Source organism: Pseudonocardia sp. DxW, assembly GCF_058448985.1.
In genome coordinates, this window is record NZ_JBZFLK010000003.1 from 88,013 (window position 1) to 104,589 (window position 16,577).

General features: G+C 73.7%; 17 protein-coding genes. 6 read left to right on the forward strand and 11 right to left on the reverse strand.

Annotated features, from left to right (window positions below; all coding sequences use genetic code 11):
* Nucleotides 1-63: 63 nt before the first annotated feature.
* Nucleotides 64-744: a TetR/AcrR family transcriptional regulator gene (locus ACVJO7_RS05495; protein ID WP_491672003.1), complete on the reverse strand. Its 681-nt coding sequence runs from the start codon at nt 742-744 to the stop codon at nt 64-66.
* A gap of 75 nt (nt 745-819) precedes the next feature.
* On the opposite strand from ACVJO7_RS05495, the gene ACVJO7_RS05500 reads away from it, so the two are divergent.
* Nucleotides 820-1,050: a hypothetical protein gene (locus ACVJO7_RS05500; protein WP_491672004.1), complete on the forward strand. Its 231-nt coding sequence runs from the start codon at nt 820-822 to the stop codon at nt 1,048-1,050.
* Between the two features lie 15 nt (nt 1,051-1,065).
* Here the strand turns inward: ACVJO7_RS05500 and ACVJO7_RS05505 are convergent, their stop codons facing one another.
* The 4 genes from ACVJO7_RS05505 to ACVJO7_RS05520 all read right to left on the reverse strand — a co-directional run bounded on the left by ACVJO7_RS05505 (nt 1,066) and on the right by ACVJO7_RS05520 (nt 3,655).
* Nucleotides 1,066-1,581: a YbaK/EbsC family protein gene (locus tag ACVJO7_RS05505; RefSeq protein WP_491672005.1), complete on the reverse strand. Its 516-nt coding sequence runs from the start codon at nt 1,579-1,581 to the stop codon at nt 1,066-1,068.
* A 62-nt stretch (nt 1,582-1,643) separates the two neighbouring features.
* Nucleotides 1,644-2,462, reverse strand: a complete 819-nt coding sequence (locus tag ACVJO7_RS05510; RefSeq protein ID WP_491672006.1) for a protein kinase domain-containing protein — start codon at nt 2,460-2,462, stop codon at nt 1,644-1,646.
* A complete protein-coding gene (locus ACVJO7_RS05515; RefSeq protein ID WP_491672007.1) occupies nt 2,459-3,283 on the reverse strand; it encodes an exodeoxyribonuclease III in 825 nt (274 codons plus the stop codon). Before ACVJO7_RS05515 ends, ACVJO7_RS05510 begins: the two co-directional genes overlap by 4 nt.
* A gap of 42 nt (nt 3,284-3,325) precedes the next feature.
* Complete coding sequence (locus tag ACVJO7_RS05520; RefSeq protein WP_344029096.1) at nt 3,326-3,655, reverse strand: hypothetical protein; 330 nt, start codon at nt 3,653-3,655, stop codon at nt 3,326-3,328.
* Between the two features lie 243 nt (nt 3,656-3,898).
* On the opposite strand from ACVJO7_RS05520, the gene ACVJO7_RS05525 reads away from it, so the two are divergent.
* The gene (locus tag ACVJO7_RS05525; RefSeq protein WP_344029093.1) at nt 3,899-6,130 is read left to right on the forward strand and encodes an NADP-dependent isocitrate dehydrogenase; all 2,232 of its coding nucleotides are present in this window, start codon (nt 3,899-3,901) and stop codon (nt 6,128-6,130) included.
* Nucleotides 6,131-6,187: 57 nt separating this feature from the next.
* On the opposite strand, the gene ACVJO7_RS05530 is transcribed toward ACVJO7_RS05525, so the two are convergent.
* A complete protein-coding gene (locus ACVJO7_RS05530; protein WP_491672008.1) occupies nt 6,188-6,475 on the reverse strand; it encodes a helix-turn-helix transcriptional regulator in 288 nt (95 codons plus the stop codon).
* A gap of 67 nt (nt 6,476-6,542) precedes the next feature.
* On the opposite strand from ACVJO7_RS05530, the gene map reads away from it, so the two are divergent.
* Both map and ACVJO7_RS05540 read left to right on the forward strand, forming a co-directional pair.
* Nucleotides 6,543-7,325 carry a type I methionyl aminopeptidase gene (gene map, locus ACVJO7_RS05535; protein WP_491672009.1) on the forward strand — a complete coding sequence of 261 codons (783 nt, stop codon included), beginning with the start codon at nt 6,543-6,545 and terminating at the stop codon, nt 7,323-7,325.
* 178 nt (nt 7,326-7,503) lie between these two features.
* The gene (locus tag ACVJO7_RS05540; protein ID WP_344029084.1) at nt 7,504-7,686 is read left to right on the forward strand and encodes a hypothetical protein; all 183 of its coding nucleotides are present in this window, start codon (nt 7,504-7,506) and stop codon (nt 7,684-7,686) included.
* 51 nt (nt 7,687-7,737) lie between these two features.
* On the opposite strand, the gene ACVJO7_RS05545 is transcribed toward ACVJO7_RS05540, so the two are convergent.
* Together ACVJO7_RS05545 and ACVJO7_RS05550 are read right to left on the reverse strand one after the other, a co-directional pair.
* Nucleotides 7,738-8,040 carry a DUF3017 domain-containing protein gene (locus ACVJO7_RS05545; RefSeq protein WP_344029081.1) on the reverse strand — a complete coding sequence of 101 codons (303 nt, stop codon included), beginning with the start codon at nt 8,038-8,040 and terminating at the stop codon, nt 7,738-7,740.
* A 53-nt stretch (nt 8,041-8,093) separates the two neighbouring features.
* Nucleotides 8,094-8,948, reverse strand: a complete 855-nt coding sequence (locus ACVJO7_RS05550; protein WP_344029078.1) for a bifunctional methylenetetrahydrofolate dehydrogenase/methenyltetrahydrofolate cyclohydrolase — start codon at nt 8,946-8,948, stop codon at nt 8,094-8,096.
* Between the two features lie 228 nt (nt 8,949-9,176).
* Here ACVJO7_RS05550 and ACVJO7_RS05555 point away from each other — a divergent pair, with 228 nt between their 5' ends.
* A complete protein-coding gene (locus ACVJO7_RS05555) occupies nt 9,177-9,839 on the forward strand; it encodes a GPR1/FUN34/YaaH family transporter (protein WP_344029075.1) in 663 nt (220 codons plus the stop codon).
* A gap of 35 nt (nt 9,840-9,874) precedes the next feature.
* Here ACVJO7_RS05555 and ACVJO7_RS05560 read toward each other — a convergent pair whose 3' ends face one another.
* The 3 genes from ACVJO7_RS05560 to ACVJO7_RS05570 all read right to left on the reverse strand — a co-directional run bounded on the left by ACVJO7_RS05560 (nt 9,875) and on the right by ACVJO7_RS05570 (nt 15,654).
* Entirely contained in the window at nt 9,875-13,261 is a 3,387-nt protein-coding gene (locus ACVJO7_RS05560; protein ID WP_491672010.1) for an error-prone DNA polymerase, read from the reverse strand.
* A 44-nt stretch (nt 13,262-13,305) separates the two neighbouring features.
* Entirely contained in the window at nt 13,306-14,934 is a 1,629-nt protein-coding gene (locus ACVJO7_RS05565; protein WP_491672011.1) for an MFS transporter, read from the reverse strand.
* Between the two features lie 141 nt (nt 14,935-15,075).
* Nucleotides 15,076-15,654: an NADPH-dependent FMN reductase gene (locus tag ACVJO7_RS05570; protein ID WP_491672012.1), complete on the reverse strand. Its 579-nt coding sequence runs from the start codon at nt 15,652-15,654 to the stop codon at nt 15,076-15,078.
* A 128-nt stretch (nt 15,655-15,782) separates the two neighbouring features.
* Here ACVJO7_RS05570 and ACVJO7_RS05575 point away from each other — a divergent pair, with 128 nt between their 5' ends.
* Nucleotides 15,783-16,439, forward strand: coding sequence for a TetR/AcrR family transcriptional regulator (locus tag ACVJO7_RS05575; RefSeq protein WP_491672013.1), 657 nt, complete (start codon nt 15,783-15,785; stop codon nt 16,437-16,439).
* Nucleotides 16,440-16,577: the final 138 nt, after the last annotated feature.

The window sequence follows — 16,577 nt, forward strand, 5'->3', positions numbered from 1 at the left end:
TAGGTTTCCCGCATCACCGCAGCGACCGTCGAACATCAACGGGTGGTCAACTCGTGGCGCGGGTCACTCCGCGGCGCCGGCGTCCCGGCCGAGCTGCTGCACCCACCCGCGCACGACGGCGGCCGCGAGGGGACCGACGGCGGGCGGCTCCGGATCGAGGATCCGCTGCATGCCGATCCCGCGCAGCTCGGCCACCACCCGCAGGGCGACGATCCCGGCGTCGACGTCGGACCGGACGGTGCCCGCGGCCTGCCCCGCGACCACGTCGGCGCGCAGCCGGTCCCGGAACCAGGCGTCCCGCTCGCGCATCATCGGGGCGAGATCGCCGCCGCCCACGGCATCGGCCCACAGCACCAGGAACGCCTGCCAGGTCGGAGAATCGGCCCCGAGGCCGAGCAGGTAGGCCTCGACGAACCGCAGCAGCCGGTCGAGTCCGGGCGGCTCCTGCTGGATGCCGGGCGCCAGACCGGCCTGCGCCTCCTGCACCAGCGCCTCGAGCAGGCCCTGCTTGGAGCCGAAGTGGTGGGTGACCATCCCGCGGCTGTAACCGGCACGCTCGCCGACCCGGGCGAAGGTCACCGCGCGGATCCCGGACTCGGCGACGAGCTCGGCAGCGGCGGCGAGCAGGGCCGTGCGGGCGCGCGTCCGGCGCTGCTCCTGGGTGCGGCGCTCCCCGGGCCGGGCGCCGGGGTCCGGGACCGCCGTGCCCGGCGTGGCCGCACGCGGCGTGGCTGCCCCCGACATGACCGTGAGCATACGAACCCGTGCCCCGCAGTCGGCCACCGTCCCGCATGGATATCTGTTGGCTGACTGACATGTATGGTGCGGGCATGGTTCAGCGTCGGGCGGCGCGAGACCGAGCTGCTCGCCGAGCTGGGCGGGGCGACCCTCGACCGGCTCCTCGCCGAGGCGCGGGCCACCCTGGTGGGCCGGGCGGCGACCTGGATGTCGCTGCGCACCACGGACGGCCTGGACGCGGCCCGCGCGGACTGGCAGCGGGTCGCGCACGGCGGGCCGCCCGGTCTGGGCGCCGTCGTCGTCCGGCCCTGAGCGGGCCGGCCCGGATCAGTCCCCGACCCGGGCCGCGGTACCCCCGGTGACGGCGACGAGCTCGGCGAACGTCGTCGGGAACACCGACCGGGCGATCCCGCCGGCCGCCCAGACCCGGTCGTAGTCGTCGAGTGCGACGTCGACCAGCGTGCGCAGCGGCGCCGGGTGCCCGACCGGCGCCACCCCGCCGATGACCTGCCCGGTGGCCGCCCTGACCAGGTCCCGGTCGGCCCGGCCGACCGACCGCGCCCCGACCAGCGCGGCGACCCGGCCGGTGACCACCCGGTGCCGCCCCGAGGTGAGGACGAGCAGCGCCTCGCCGTCGGCGTCGAACACCAGCGAGTTGGCGATCTGGCCGATCTCGACGTCGAGCGCCGCGGCCGCCGCGGCCGCGGTGGTCACCGCGTCCGGCAGCAGGACCAGTCCGGCGATCGACGCCGGATCCGCACCCGCGGTGCGCAGCGCCTCCTTCACGGCAGCGACCCGCGGATGGTCGGCGGGATGCTCGGCGGCCCCGGTGGAGTCGTTCATCGTCCCATCCTGCTGGCCGGTTCCACCGGTTTTCAGCGGTTGTCAGCGGCTTTCAGCGGCTTTCAGCGGGCTGCCCACAGCAGCATCGCGACGACCGCGAACAGCAGCAGTCCGGCCACGACGAGCAGGATCCAGCGGTTGCGGCCCAGGTCGCCGCCGGTCGGGCGGGGCCGGGCGGCCCGCTCCAGCAGGGCGTGGGCGTCGTCCGGCCCGGTGCGCTCCGCGGGATCGGCCGCGGTCAGCCCGGCGATCGCGCGTTCCAGCGGGCCGCCGGACGGGATCCGCCGCCCGGCCGTGTGCGCCAGCAGCGCGCCGAGGCTCCACAGGTCGGCGGCCGGGCCGTCGCCGGCCCCGGCGCGGCGCTCGGGCGGGCTGAACGGCCCCGGTTCCCGGCCGACCGCGCGGGCCAGGCCCAGGTCGGTGACCAGTGCGGACCCGTCCGGGGCGAGCAGCACGCAGTCCGGATCGAGACCGCCGTGCGTGCCGCCCGCGGTGTGCACCGCGCGCAGCGCGGCGAGCACGTCCCGGCCGATCGCGGCGGTCCGCTGCGCGCCGAGCGGGCCGCCCTCGACGAGCCTGCCCAGCGGCCGGGCGTCCGGACGCTCGGTGACCAGGTACTCGCGCAGGGCGCCGTCCGGGGTGCGGTCGGTGATCAGGTCCAGGACGCCGGCCACCCCGGGATGCTGCAGCCGGCCCGCGGCGCGCACCTCCGCGAGCAGGCGTTCGCGCAGGCCGTCGCCGTGCGCGGGCACCGCGATCTCGGTGATCGCGACCATCCGGCCGGTGATCCGGTCCTCGGCGCGGCGGACCGGGCCGAAACCGCGCCGGTCCAGCTCATCGAGCAGCACGTAACGGCCGCCGACCACGCCGGTCCCGGTCACCCGGGTTCCCCGAGCCGGACCGTCACCGGGGCGTGGTCGGACCAGCGCCGGTCGTGCGACGGCGCCCGCTCGACAACGGCGCCGGTCGCCGCCGCCGCGACGCCGGGCGTGCCGAGCAGGTGGTCGATCCGCCAGCCCACGTCGTTGTCGAAGGCCCGCCCGCGGTAGCTCCACCACGAGTACGGCCCGTCGACATCCGGGTGCTGGTCGCGGACCAGATCGGCCCAGCCGTGCTCGACCAGCCCGGCGAACCACTCCCGCTCGTGCGGCAGGAAGCCGGAGTTCTTCCGGTTCCCCCGCCAGTTCCGCAGGTCCAGCTCGGTCGGCGCGATGTTCCAGTCGCCGGCCACGACCATCTCGCGGCCGGTCGCGACGCACCGGCCGAACGCGGCGCGCAGGTGATCGCCGAAGGTCTTGCAGAACGCGTCCTTGGCGTCCTGCTTCTCGGTCCCGGCCAGGCCCTTGGGCAGGTAGAGCGACCCGACGGTGAACCCGCCGGGCAGGTCGACCTCCAGGTAGCGGCCGTCGAGGTCGGTGGCCGGGTCGCCGAACCCGATCCGCACCGCCTCCGGCTCGGCCCGGCTCAGCACGGCGACGCCGTTCCGCCCCTTCGCCGTCTCCGAGGGCACCAGCCGCAGGTGCCAGCCGTGCTCGTCGAGGGTGGCCCGGAAGGCGTCCGGCAGCTCCTCCGGGCGGGCCCGGACCTCCTGCAGGCAGACGACGTCGGCCGCGGTCCCCGCCAGCCAGTCGAGCAGCCCCTTCGTGGAGGCGGCCCGGACGCCGTTGACGTTCGCGGTACTGAGGACACGGACGGCAACCACCCGCCTACTCTCCCGCACCGCCCGGCACCGTCCGGAACGGGCTCAGCAGACGCTGCCCGCCGTCGCGGCGACGCTGTCCGAAGGGACCCACCGCTCACCGCCGGTGAGCTTGCGGAACCCGGTGTCGACGATCGTCTCGGCCGGGACCTCCTGGCCGCTGCGCAGCGTCTCCACCGCCTGCGCGGTCGGGCTCGGCGCCGCCCGGACGGTGACCTCGGCCGCCTGCACGGTCACCGTGCAGGCGTTCTCCAGGCTGCCGGTCGCGCCGCCGTAGCCGAGCGCGATCGCGGTCAGCCCGACCCCGATCAGGCCGACCAGCGGCCAGCCGGTCAGCAGCGACTTCCTGGAGAGCCCGAGCTTCACCTTCGCCACGCGTGTGGTCCCCTTCCCGCGACCGTCCTCGCACGTACGGTAACCGCTCCGCCGCGGCGGGGAGATCCACCGACCGGGGTGTCGGACCGGTTACTCCTGCGGGCGTCGCCGGGCGGGTGCGGGATAGCGTGTGCGCGCAGATGCGGGTCGCCGCCGGGGACCCGCCCGGTCACCCCGGGCTCGTCCCCCCGCGCCACCCGTCGCAGGAGATCCGACGACGAGCCGAGGCAGGCCAGACACGCGATGAAGCTCATCTACACGTACACCGACGAGGCGCCCGCGCTGGCGACCCATTCGTTCCTGCCGGTCATCGAGGCGTTCGCCGGGCAGGCCGGGGTCGACGTGGAGACCCGCGACATCTCGCTGGCCGGCCGGATCCTGGCGAAGTTCCCGGACCGGCTGACCGAGGCGCAGCGCGTCCCGGACGCGCTCGCCGAGCTGGGCGAGCTGGCGACCACGCCGGACGCCAACATCATCAAGCTGCCCAACATCAGCGCCTCGGTCCCGCAGCTCAAGGCGGCGATCCGGGAGCTGCAGGCGGGCGGCTACGACGTGCCGGACTACCCGGAGGACCCGCAGACCGACGACGAGCGCGCCGCGAAGGCGGCCTACGACTCGGTCAAGGGCTCCGCGGTCAACCCGGTGCTGCGCGAGGGCAACTCCGACCGGCGCGCCCCGCTGTCGGTGAAGAACTTCGCGCGCAAGCACCCGCACTCGATGGGCGCCTGGAGCGCCGACTCCAAGAGCCACGTCGCGACCATGTCCGACGGCGACTTCCGGCACTCCGAGACCTCCTTCACCGCACCGGCCGACGGCGCCGTGCGGATCGAGCACGTGGCCGCCGACGGCACCGTCACCGTGCTGAAGGAGTCGGTGACGGTCCTCGAGGGCGAGGTGATCGACGGCGCCGTGCTGCGCAAGGAGGCCCTGCGGGAGTTCCTGGCCGAGCAGATCGCCGACGCGAAGGAGCGGGGTGTCCTGTTCTCGGTGCACCTCAAGGCCACGATGATGAAGGTCTCCGACCCGATCATCTTCGGGCACGCGGTGCGCGCCTACTTCGCGGACGTCTTCGAGACCTACGGCGACGACCTCGCGTCGGTCGGCGCCGACCCGGACGACGGCCTGGCGTCGGTGCTGTCCGCGATCGAGAAGCTGCCCGCCGACAAGCGGGCCGCGATCGAGAAGGCGATCGACGACGCCTACGCCACCGGCCCGGCGCTGGCCCAGGTCGACTCCTCCCGCGGGATCACCAACCTGCACGTGCCCAGCGACGTCATCATCGACGCCTCGATGCCGGCCGCGATCCGCTCGTCGGGCCAGATGTGGAACGCCGACGACACGACGCAGGACGCCAAGTTCGTCATCCCGGACTCGTCCTACGCCGAGCTGTACGACGAGACCGTCAAGCACTGCATCGCCAACGGCGCCTTCGACCCGACGACGATGGGCACCGTCCCGAACGTCGGCCTGATGGCGCAGAAGGCCGAGGAGTACGGCAGCCACGACAAGACGTTCGAGATCGCCTCGGCCGGCACCGTCCGGGTGGTCGACGCCGGCTCGGGCGAGGTCCGGCTGTCGCACGAGGTCGCCGAGGGCGACATCTGGCGGGCCTGCCAGACCAAGGACGCGCCGATCCGCAACTGGGTCGGCCTCGCCGTCGAGCGGGCCAGGGCGACCGGCTCGCCGGCGGTGTTCTGGCTGGACTCCGCGCGCGCCCACGACGCGCAGCTGATCGCCAAGGTCGAGAAGTACCTGGGCGAGCACGACACCGACGGCCTGACCATCGAGATCCTGAACGTCGCCGAGGCCACCCGCTACACCCTGGAGCGGGCCCGCAAGGGCGAGGACACCATCTCGGTCACCGGCAACGTGCTGCGCGACTACCTGACCGACCTGTTCCCCATCCTCGAGCTGGGGACCTCGGCGAAGATGCTCTCGATCGTCCCGCTGATGAACGGCGGCGGCCTGTTCGAGACCGGCGCCGGCGGCTCCGCCCCGAAGCACGTCCAGCAGCTGCAGAAGGAGAACCACCTGCGGTGGGACTCGCTCGGCGAGTTCCTGGCGCTGGCCGTGTCGCTGGAGATGCTGGCGTCGAAGTCGCCGGACCCGCTCCGCGCGAAGCTGCTCGGCCAGACCCTCGACGAGGCCACCGGGAAGCTGCTGGAGAACGGGAAGTCCCCGTCGCGCAAGGTCGGCGAGCTGGACAACCGGGGCAGCCACTTCTACGTCGCGCTGTACTGGGCGCAGGCGCTGGCCGCGCAGACCGAGGACCCGGAGCTGGCGGCGGTGTTCGCCCCGCTCGCGGCCACCCTCGCCGAGCAGGAGGAGACGATCGTCGCCGAGCTCAACGCGGTCCAGGGTGAGCCGGTCGACCTGGGCGGCTACTACCACGTGGACCGGGCCCGGGCCGACGAGGTGATGCGCCCGAGCGCCACCTTCAACGCCGCGATCGACGGGTTCGCCGGCAAGGCCTGATCCGCGCCGCCGCACACGGGGGCCCGTCCTGCGGGGCGGGCCCCCGTCGTGTCCGGGCTACGTCGCGGGCGGCGCGGTCGCCGCGGCCACCGTCCCGGCCGCGGGCCGGGAGATCTCGGCCCACACCTCGTCCAGCGAGAGACCGAGCACGTCGGCGATCGCCGCGATGGTCGGGAACGCGGGGGTCGCGACCCGGCCGGACTCGATCTTGCGCAGGGTCTCCGGCGAGACGCCCGCCTCCAGCGCGGTGTCCAGCATCGGGCGCGCCCCCCTGGCCGTGCGGAGGAGGCAGCCGAGGCGCCGACCGCGCTCGACCTCGGCGGGGGTGAGCGGAAGCCTGACCATGGCGCCGATGATAGTACCGGTATAGTTTCACCGGTATTGTTATTGGACGCCCTCCGGAGGACACCCCGTGATCGAGATCCTGAGCCCCGCGGAGGTCGCCCGCGCCCGGTCCGCCGGCGCCCTGGTCGCCGACGTGCTGCAGGAGCTGCGCCACGCCACCACACCCGGCACGAACCTGCTCGACCTCGACCGGCTGGCCGCCACGCTGATCGCCGACGGCGGCGGGACGTCCTGCTACGTCGACTACGCACCGTCGTTCGGGCGCGGGCCGTTCGGCCACCACGTCTGCACCGCGGTCAACGATGCCGTGCTGCACGGCCGCCCGCACGACCGCGCACTCGCCGACGGCGACCTGCTCACCCTCGATCTCGCCGTCACCGTCGACGGGATCGCGGCGGACTCGGCGATCAGCTTCGTCGTGGGCGACCGGGCCCCCGCGGAGAGCCTCGCCCTGATCGACGCGACCGAGCGGGCGCTGGCGGCCGGGATCGCGGCCGCCCGCCCGGGTGCCCGCATCGGCGACATCTCGCACGCGATCGGCACCGTGCTGGGCGGATCGGGCTACGCGATCAACACCCAGTTCGGCGGGCACGGCATCGGCTCGACGATGCACCAGGACCCGCACATCACCAACACCGGGCGTCCGGGGCGCGGCTACCGGCTGCGTCCCGGGCTGCTGCTGGCGCTCGAGCCGTGGGTGATGGCGGACACCGCCGAGCTCGTCACCGACGACGACGGCTGGACCCTGCGCAGCGCGACCGGCTGCCGCACCGCGCACAGCGAGCACACGATCGCCGTCACCCGCGACGGCGCCGAGATCCTCACCCTGCCGCGGCACCTGCGCCCCTGACGACAGGATTGGCGAGCCGGTATCCGATTGGGCGCACGGCACCGCCGAGCGGGTGCATCCGACGATCTTCACTGCGATCATCGGGTGATCACCGCGATCGACGGCGACGATCACCGACCCGTCCGGACCATCCCCGGTCACCGAGCGTGCGCGACGCGCCGGTAGAATCCTGATAGCGATGATCATTATCGAGCAGCCGCCGACCGTGCCGCCCCGGGCCCCCCGACCCGCCCGGCCGGTCCCGCCGAGCGCCACCAGCACCGGCCCCGGCCGCCCCGGCAGCAAGCGGCCGGCCGGCCCGCGCCGCCCGCCGACCCGGCGCCCGGCGAGCCCCGCCACCCCCGGCGACACCCGGCGCTGAGCGCCGGGCGGCTCGGCCCCGGCCGAGGCCCGCGTCCCGGGCCGCCGGCGTTCAGCTGACCGTCAGCGAGCTGCTGGTGATCGTCAGCGCGAGCAGCAGGACCGCGACGCCGAACCCGCCGTAGACCAGCGCATCGGTGTAGCGGCCCCGGATCGCCAGCAGGCCCACCCGGTCCTGCGGCAGCGCCACCCGCAACCCGGTCGCGACCAGCAGCGCGACGGCGAACAGCGCCGACCCCTCCCGCCAGTGCTCGGTCACCACCCGCTGCAGGCCGACGACCGCGATCAGCAGCACCACGAGCAGCGGCCAGTGCGTCCGCAGCCGGGCCCGCAACCCGTGCCCGGTCCGGCTCATCGCCTCCACGGTGACCTCCGGTTCAGCCGGACGAGCTGCGTGCTGCCTGCTGCTCACTCCGGCAAGCTTCGCTCGGCTGCCTCGACGACGTTCGTCAGCAGCATCCCCCGGGTCATCGGGCCCACGCCACCGGGCATCGGGGCGAGCTTCCCGGCGACCTCGGCCACCTCCGGCGAGACGTCCCCGACCAGACCGAGATCGGTCCGGGTGACACCGACGTCCAGCACCGCGGCACCCGGCCGGATCTGGTCCGCGGTGATCAGCCCTGCCTTCCCCGCGGCCGCGACGACCACGTCGGCCTCCCGCAGGTGCGCCGCCAGGTCCCGGGTGCCGGTGTGGCAGAGGGTCACCGTCGCGTTCTCGCTGCGCCGGGTCAGCAGCAGCCCGAGCGGCCGCCCGACCGTCACCCCGCGACCGACGACCACCACCCGCGCGCCGTCGAGCTCCACGTCGAACCGGCGGCACAGCTCCACGATGCCGCGCGGGGTGCACGGCAGCGGGCCCGGCTCGCCGAGCACCAGGCGGCCCAGGTTGACCGGGTGCAGGCCGTCGGCGTCCTTGGCCGGGTCGACCCGCTCCAGCGCGGCGCCGGCGTCCAGCCCGGCGGGCAGCGGCAGCTGCACGATGAACCCGGTGCACGACGGGTCCGCGTTCAGCTCGTCGATCACGTCCTCGACCTGGGCCTGGCTCGCGTCCGCCGGCAGCTCGCGCTGCAGCGAGGTGATCCCCACCTTGGCGCAGTCCCGGTGCTTGCCCCGGACGTAGGCGTGCGAACCGGGGTCGTCCCCGACCAGGACGGTGCCCAGGCCCGGGGTCACCCCCGCCGCCGCCAGCTTCTCCACCCGCGCCCGCAGGTCCTCCAGCAGCTCCGCCAGCGTCGCCTTGCCGTCCATCACCCGTGCGCTCACCCGGCCATCCTCGCAGGTGCCCGGACGGGTGACGGAACCTGATCGAACGAGGTGCTCGTGCCGCCGAGGTAGTGGGACCCGGAGCCACGACCTGCGCGGACGCCGGTGGACCGTGCAATCGGAGAAGGGGATGCGGTCTGGTCGTCCGGAGGGGCCGGAAACGATCTCGACGAGAGCAGAATCACACAGCCGGTGCCGGACCGGCCACAACTCGACGAGGAGTTTCCCATGAGCGTGGAGAGCGAGACCGCTGCCGCGACAGCCGCGGCACCGCCCGCGGCGGCCGCGCCGCCGCCCGCCAATCCCGCACTGCTCGGCCTGATCTGTTTCCTGCCCGCGGGCATCACGCTGGGCCTGTGGTTCGTCGGCTATCTCGACACCACCGCCCTGCCGGGCGGGATGATCCCCGCACTGACCTTCTCGGCCGGTCTGTTCATGATGATCGCCACGATCTCCGCACTGCGGGTCGGCGACAGCGTCTCGGCCGCGATCTTCGGGGTGTTCTCCGCGTTCTGGACCAGCTTCGGTGTGCTGCTCATGGCGCTGAACAACGGCTGGATCATCGACGCGGGCACCGGTGAGGCGCTGTCGACCGCGCAGATCGGCTCCATCCAGTCGACCTACCTGCTGTCGTTCACCCTGGTCTTCATCCTGCTGACGCTCGCCACGCTGCGGCTGCCGCTGATGTTCACCGTCGGGTTCGTGCTGGTCGACATCACGTTCGTGCTCGCCTACCTGGGGGTGACCGCCGGCAACGCCGGGTTGTTCCCGATCGCCGGGATCACCACGTTCGCGTTCTGCGCGGTGTTCGCCTACATCCTGTTCGACGCGTTCGGCCAGACCCTGGGCGGACGTGCGATGGCGATGGGCAATCCGCTCGTGCGGTCCTGACCGCACCGGGGCGCCCACCCGCGCGGGTGGGCGCCTCAGCGGAAGTCGCGGGACCGCACCGTGACCGCCAGCGGCATCCGCTGCAACCGGTCGGCCAGCAGGTTCAGCACCCCCTCCGGGCTGCGTTCCAGCCGGCCGCGCACCAGCAACGCGGCGCTGCCCAGCGCCACCGACCGGTACCGCGCCCACAGCCCCTCCGAACAGGTCACGTTGAGCATCCCGGACTCGTCCTCCAGGTTCACGAACGTCACCCCGCCCGCCGTCGCCGGACGCTGCCGGTGGGTGACCAGACCACCGACCAGCACCCGCGGCGGCGCCTCCGGCCCGGACCGGTGCCGGTCCTCGTCCGGGCGGGCCTGCTCCCGGCGCCCGACGGCGTCGAGCCGGTCGATCCGGATCGCACCGAGCGCGTCGAGCTCGCTCCGCAGGTGCTGCACCGGATGGCTGTCCGGGGAGACACCGGTGGCCCAGACGTCGGACACCGTCAGCTCGGCCTCGGTCATCCCGGGCAGCGCGGGCGCCGTCAGGCCGACCGCGGTGCCCGGCAGGTGCTCCGGGCGCACCCCCGCCACCACACCGGCCGCCCACAGCGCCTCCCGCCGGTCCACCCCGAAGCAGCCGAACGCACCGGCGGTGGCCAGCGCCTCGGCCTGCGGGCCGGTCAGCCGGACCCGGCGGGCGAGATCCGCGAGATCGGCGAACGGGCCGCCCGCGTCCCGCTCGGCGTCGATCGTCGCGGCCAGCTCGGCGCCGACCGTCCGGACCCCGGACAGGCCGAGCCGGACCGCCCGGCCGCCGGTGCCCGCCCGCTCGTCCTCCGGCACGGCCTGCAGGATCGCGTCGGCGCGGCCGTGGTTCACGTCCGGCCCGCGGACCGGCACCCCGTGCCGGCGCGCGTCGGCGACCAGCGACTGCGGCGAGTAGAAACCCATCGGCTGGGCGTTGAGCAGCGCCGCGCAGAAGGCCGCCGGGTGGTAGCGCTTGAACCACGCCGAGTAGTAGACGAGCGCGGCGAAGCTGATCGAGTGGCTCTCCGGGAAACCGAAGTTCGCGAACGCCAGCATCCGGGTGAAGATCCGGTCGGCCGGCTCGCCGGTGATCCCGTTCGCCGCCATCCCGTCGAAGAACCGGGTACGCAGCCGCTCCATCCGCTCGGTGGACCGCTTGGCCCCCATCGCCCGGCGCAGCTCGTCGGCCTCGGCGGCGGAGAACCCGGCCACGTCGACCGCGATCTGCATCATCTGCTCCTGGAACAGCGGGATGCCCAGGGTCCTGTCCAGCGCCGGGCGCAGCAGCTCGTGATCGTGCTCCCACTCCTCGAGGCCGTTGCGGCGGCGGATGTAGGGGTGCACCGAGCCGCCCTGGATCGGGCCGGGCCGGATCAGCGCGACCTCGACGACCAGGTCGTAGAACTCGCGCGGGCGCAGCCGCGGCAGCGTCGCCATCTGGGCCCGGGACTCCACCTGGAACACCCCGACCGAGTCCGCGCGCGACAGCATCGCGTAGACCTCCGGATCGGACTCGCCGATCTCGTGCAGCGCGATCCGGGTGCCCTCGTGCTCGGCGACCAGGTCCACCATCAGGTGCAGCGCGGTGAGCATCCCCAGGCCGAGCAGGTCGAACTTGACCAGCCCCGCGGTGGCGCAGTCCTCCTTGTCCCACTGCACGACCGTGCGGTCCGCCATCCGGGCCCACTCCACCGGGACGACCTCGGACACCGGGCGGTCGCAGATGACCATCCCGCCGGAGTGGATGCCCAGGTGCCGGGGCGCCCCCAGCAGCTGGCCGGCCAGCTCGACGAGCCGGTCGGGCATGTCCCGCGGCAGCGCCTCCGCCTCCAGGGCGTGCCACCGCTCGATCCGCTTGCTCCACGCGTCCTGCTGGCCGGGCGAGAACCCGAGCGCGCGGGCGGTGTCGCGGACCGCCGACCGCGGCCGGTAGGTGATGACGTTCGCGACCTGCGCGGCGAACAACCTGCCGTAGCGGCGGTACACGTACTGGATGGCCTCCTCCCTGCGACCGGACTCGATGTCCAGGTCGATGTCGGGATAGCCGTCCCGGTCCGGGGACAGGAACCGCTCGAACAGCAGGCCGTGCCGCACCGCGTCGACGTTCGTGATGCCCAGCGCGTAGCAGACCGCGGAGTTCGCCGCGGAGCCCCGGCCCTGGCAGAAGATCCCCGAGCGGCGGCAGAAGTCCACGATGTCGTGCACGATCAGGAAGTAGCCGGGGAAGTTCTTCCGCTCGATGATCGCCAGCTCGCGCTGCACGGTGTGCGCGGCGAACGGGTGCTCGGCCTCGCTGCCGTACCGGGTCATGACGCCGATCCGGGTCAGCTTCCGCAGCCAGGTCGCCTCGGTCTCGCCCGGTGGCACGTCGAACGGTGGCAGGTCCGGGGCCACCAGGTGCAGCTCGAACGCCAGCTCCCGGCCCAGCTCCGCGGCCCGGGCGACCGCGCCCGGGTACCGCTGCTCGAACCGCAGCGCCATCTCCGCCCCCGAACGCAGGTGCGCGGTGCCCGCGGCGGGCAGCCAGGGGTCGATCTCGTCCAGGCTACGGCGGGCCCGCACCGCGGCGACCGTGGCCGCCAGCGGCGCCCGGTCCGGTGTCGCGTAGTGCGCGGCGGTGGTCGCGACGGTGTCCAGCCCGGCCGCGGCCGCCAGCGCGGCCAGCGCGTCGTTCCGCTCGGTGTCGCACGGGTCGCCGTGCGCGGTCAGCTCAACCCGGACGTGCTCCCGGCCGAACCACCGCACCAGGCGCTCCAGCTCGGCCGCGGCGGCCGCCGGACCGCCCCGGTCGAGTGCCCGGCGCACCGCGCCCTTCCGGCAGCCGGTCAGCACGACGACCTCGCCCGCGGTGTCGGCGACCACCTCGTCGACCTCGTAGACCGGGCGGCCCTTCTCCCCACCGCGCATCTGCGCGGTGGAGATCGTGCGGCACAGCGCCCGGTACCCGGACGGGCCGCGGGCCAGCAGGAGCAGGTGCTCGCCCTCCGGGTCGGCAGCACCGGCCTGCGGGGCGGACAGCCCCAGGCTCAGCTCGGCACCGAACACGGTCCGCATCCCCAGCGCCCGGGCGGCCTCGGCGAACCGGGCCACGCCGTACATCCCGTCGTGGTCGGTGAGCGCGATCGCCTCCAGCCCCAGCTCGGCGGCCCGCTCGGCGAGCTCTTCCGGGGAGCTCGCACCGTCGAGGAAGCTGAAGTGCGAGTGGCAGTGCAGCTCCGCGTACGGGACCGTGGCGGCCGTGGCCGGGCGCAGACCCTCCGGTGGCTCGTAGCGGCCGCGGTGCGCGGACCAGGCCGGGGAGTCGCCGCCGTCGCCCGCCTCCGGCCCGCCGCGCAGGGACGAACCCGGCACCGCACGACCGGAGAGCGCACCCTCCAGCTCGGACCACGGAACGTCCGGATTCTGCCAGCCCACGCATCGAGAATAATCGAACACCAGTTCGAAGGCGAGTGCGGATCTCAGGGCGGCCCCGGCGGGCAGGACGTCACGGATCGCCCTGACCGGACGGCCGCACCGGGGCCGACCTCGACCTCGGAACCGCGTCCGGAGTCTGTGTCTGTGTCGTCCGGGAGCACGATCCCGCGCAGCCCGCGCACTGCGACCAGCACGGTCACCACACCGACGACGAGCGCGGTGGCGTAGGCGGCCATCGTCCCCGACGACCACGCCCGCTCGACGACCGGCACCAGATCGGCGCCCACTGCGCCGCCGATACCCTCGGCGACGGCCAACGCACCGCCGGGACTCTCGGTTGCGGCGTCCAGGAGCGTTCCGGAGACGGCGAACGGCGCCTCCGCCCGCACCTCACGACCGAAGACGGCCGTCGCCACACCACCCAGGACCATGATCCCCGCCGCGGCCCCCAGGCTCGCGCTGATGTCCTGGACCGCTGCCGCCTGGCCGGCCCGCGCCCTCGGGACCGAGGTGACCATCAGCTGAGCGCCGAGGACCATCGGAGGGCTCACACCGAGGGCGACGACCATCATCCCGGCGACCACCACCGCGGGCTCCGGTGCGACCGCGACGGCGGCCGCGACCGCCAGTGCCCCGATGACGGCGAGCCCCAGACCTGCACCCATGACGATCGCCGGGGTGAAACGGCGCGTCAACAGCGGGGTCGCCGCGGTCGCCGCGATCGAGGTGATCGCGGGCAGGGTCATGAGCAGGCCGAGCGTGCCCGGCGGGATCCCGGCGACGATCTGCAGGTACTGGGTCAGCACGAGATCCACCGCCATGAACGCCACCTGGGACAGCAGGAAGACGACCGTGATGACCCACACCACCCGCCGGGAGAACAAGCCGAGGTCCAGCAACGGGTTCGCCACCCGGTGCTGCCTGCGGACGAACCAGATCGCGAGCAGACCACCGGCGAGGGCGGTCAGCACGTGCTGGGCGGAGAGCCCACGACCGGCCAGCTCCTGCAGGCCGTACACCGTCAGCATCACCGCGGCCACCGACACCACCACGCTGGTCACATCGATCCGGTCGGTCCCGGTGCGACCGGATCGAGGCAACAGCCACCAGCCGGCCGGCAGCACCACGGCCGCCACCGGGACGTTGACCAGGAACACCGAGCCCCACCAGAAGTGGTCCAGGAGCAGGCCCGCCATCGGTGGGCCGAGCGCGCCGCCGACCGAGAAGGCGCCCATCACGACCGCGAACGCGATCCCGTAGTGCCGGGGGCCGGTGAACAGTGACCGGAGCATCGCGATCGCCGCCGGGGAGGCCGCCGCCGTGGCCACACCGAGCAGGACCCGCGCGAGAACCAGCGTCTCGACATCCGGGGCGACGGCGGCCAGCGCCGAAGCCGAGCCGTAGAGCGCCATCGCGATCAGCAGCAATGCTCGCGGGCCGAGCCGGCCGACGAGCCAGCCCATCGTGATGAGCGTTCCAGCGGCGACGAGTTCACCGACGTGCACGATCCACAGCATCTGCGAGGTCGTCGGTGCAAGATCGGCGGTCACCGCCGGCAGCGCGAGGAACATCGCGGTGAAATCGGTGGCCATCATGAACAACGGCAGTGCCAGCACCGGTAGCGCGGCCCAGGTACGCCAGGTCGGGGGCGGGACCGTCTCAGGAGTCGTCATCCGGGATCGACCGCCTCGGGCGCTCCCTCGGCAACCGCGGGCGCAATCGGATCGGACAGGGACGGGTCAGGCCGGGCAGGCATCGGCTCTCCTCGGGTACGGCAGTTCGGGGCACGACGGTTCGGGGTACGGACGACACCGTCAGGCCGACTCGACGTAGGGGGTCCGGTCCCGGTGGTTGCGAAGGGCCTCGGCCCACCACCCCAGCTGGTCGAGCAACCCACCCAGCGCCGTGACGGCACTCGGATCGACCGGTTCGAACGGGAACGGCCAGTCGCGGAAGTGGAAGCTGACCACGTCGCGAACGGTCGCGGCGTGTAGTTCGGCGAACACCAGCCGCAGCGCCTCCACCGCGCGGAGCCCGCCGCCCATACCGCCGTAGGACACGAAACCGACCGGTTTCGCCGCCCACTCGTCGAGGAACCAGTCGATCGCGGTCTTCAGCGCCGCGGGGAAGCTGTGGTTGTACTCCGGAGTGACGACCAGGAATGCGTCCGCGGCCGCCAGCCGGGGAGCCAGCTTCGCCACCGCCGGGGGGATCGGATCGTGCTCGTCCCCGAGCGTCTCGGGGAGCGCGACCCGGGCCAGATCGACGACATCGACCTCCAGCGCTCCCCGCTGCCGGGCGTGCCCGGCGACCCAGTCCGCGACCGTCGGCGCGAACCGCCCCCGCCGCGTGCTGCCGACGATGATCACCAGCCGGATCGGGCGTTGCTGCATCAGGACACCTCCGCCTTATCGTTACGATCTGGCTCGTAATGTAAATGCCGACGCGCCGCCTTGTCCAGGGACTCGCGGTACGGATCGTTACGGTCCGTACCGGAACGTAACCGGGTTACGGTGAGGGCATGCCCTCCCGATCGGGCGGACGCCCGCGCGACCCCCACATCGACAAGGCCGTGCTCGCCGCGACCCTGGCGCTGCTCGACGAGTCCGGCTACGGCGCCCTGTCCCTGGAGGAGGTCGCCCGCCGCGCCGGCACCACCCGACCGGCGATCTACCGCCGCTGGCGCGGGCGGGCCCGGCTGGTGCTCGCCGCCATCGCCGACCGGCTCGACGTGCCCGAGTCCCCGGACACGGGCTGCACACTGTGCGACTTCGGGGAAGGCCTGGCGGTCTTCCTCGCCGAGTTCCGGGCCATCCGCCCGGATGTCCTCGGCTCGCTGTTCGCCGAGTGCGCCGGGGATCCCGAGCTGCGAGCGCAGTACATGCGCATCGTGTTCGATCCGCCCCGCGCGGCCGTCGGCGCCATGCTCGACCGGGCCGTCGCGGCCGGGGCGCTACGGCCCGACACAGATCGCGACCAGATCCTCGACCTGCTCGGCTCCCTGGTCTACTACCGCGCGTTGTTCGAGGACGCCCACCTCAGCGACGCCGAGGCCGACAAGCTCGTCGAGACGCTGCTGCGTGGCGCAGCGGTCGACTACGAGGCACTCGTCGCACACAGCGAAGCGATGGAGGAGCACCGGACGGCGGCCGGCGACGTGCCCCACGCCGTGCACTGACCCTGCGGGTGGCCTGCCGGTCCGGGGCGCGGACACGGAGCGGCCGCGCGGGGACCGGCCGGCAGCTCCCCAGCGCCGGCCGGCCCCGCACGGCGGTACCGAGCTCCTCCACGGCACCGGCTGCTCCTCAGCACCGGG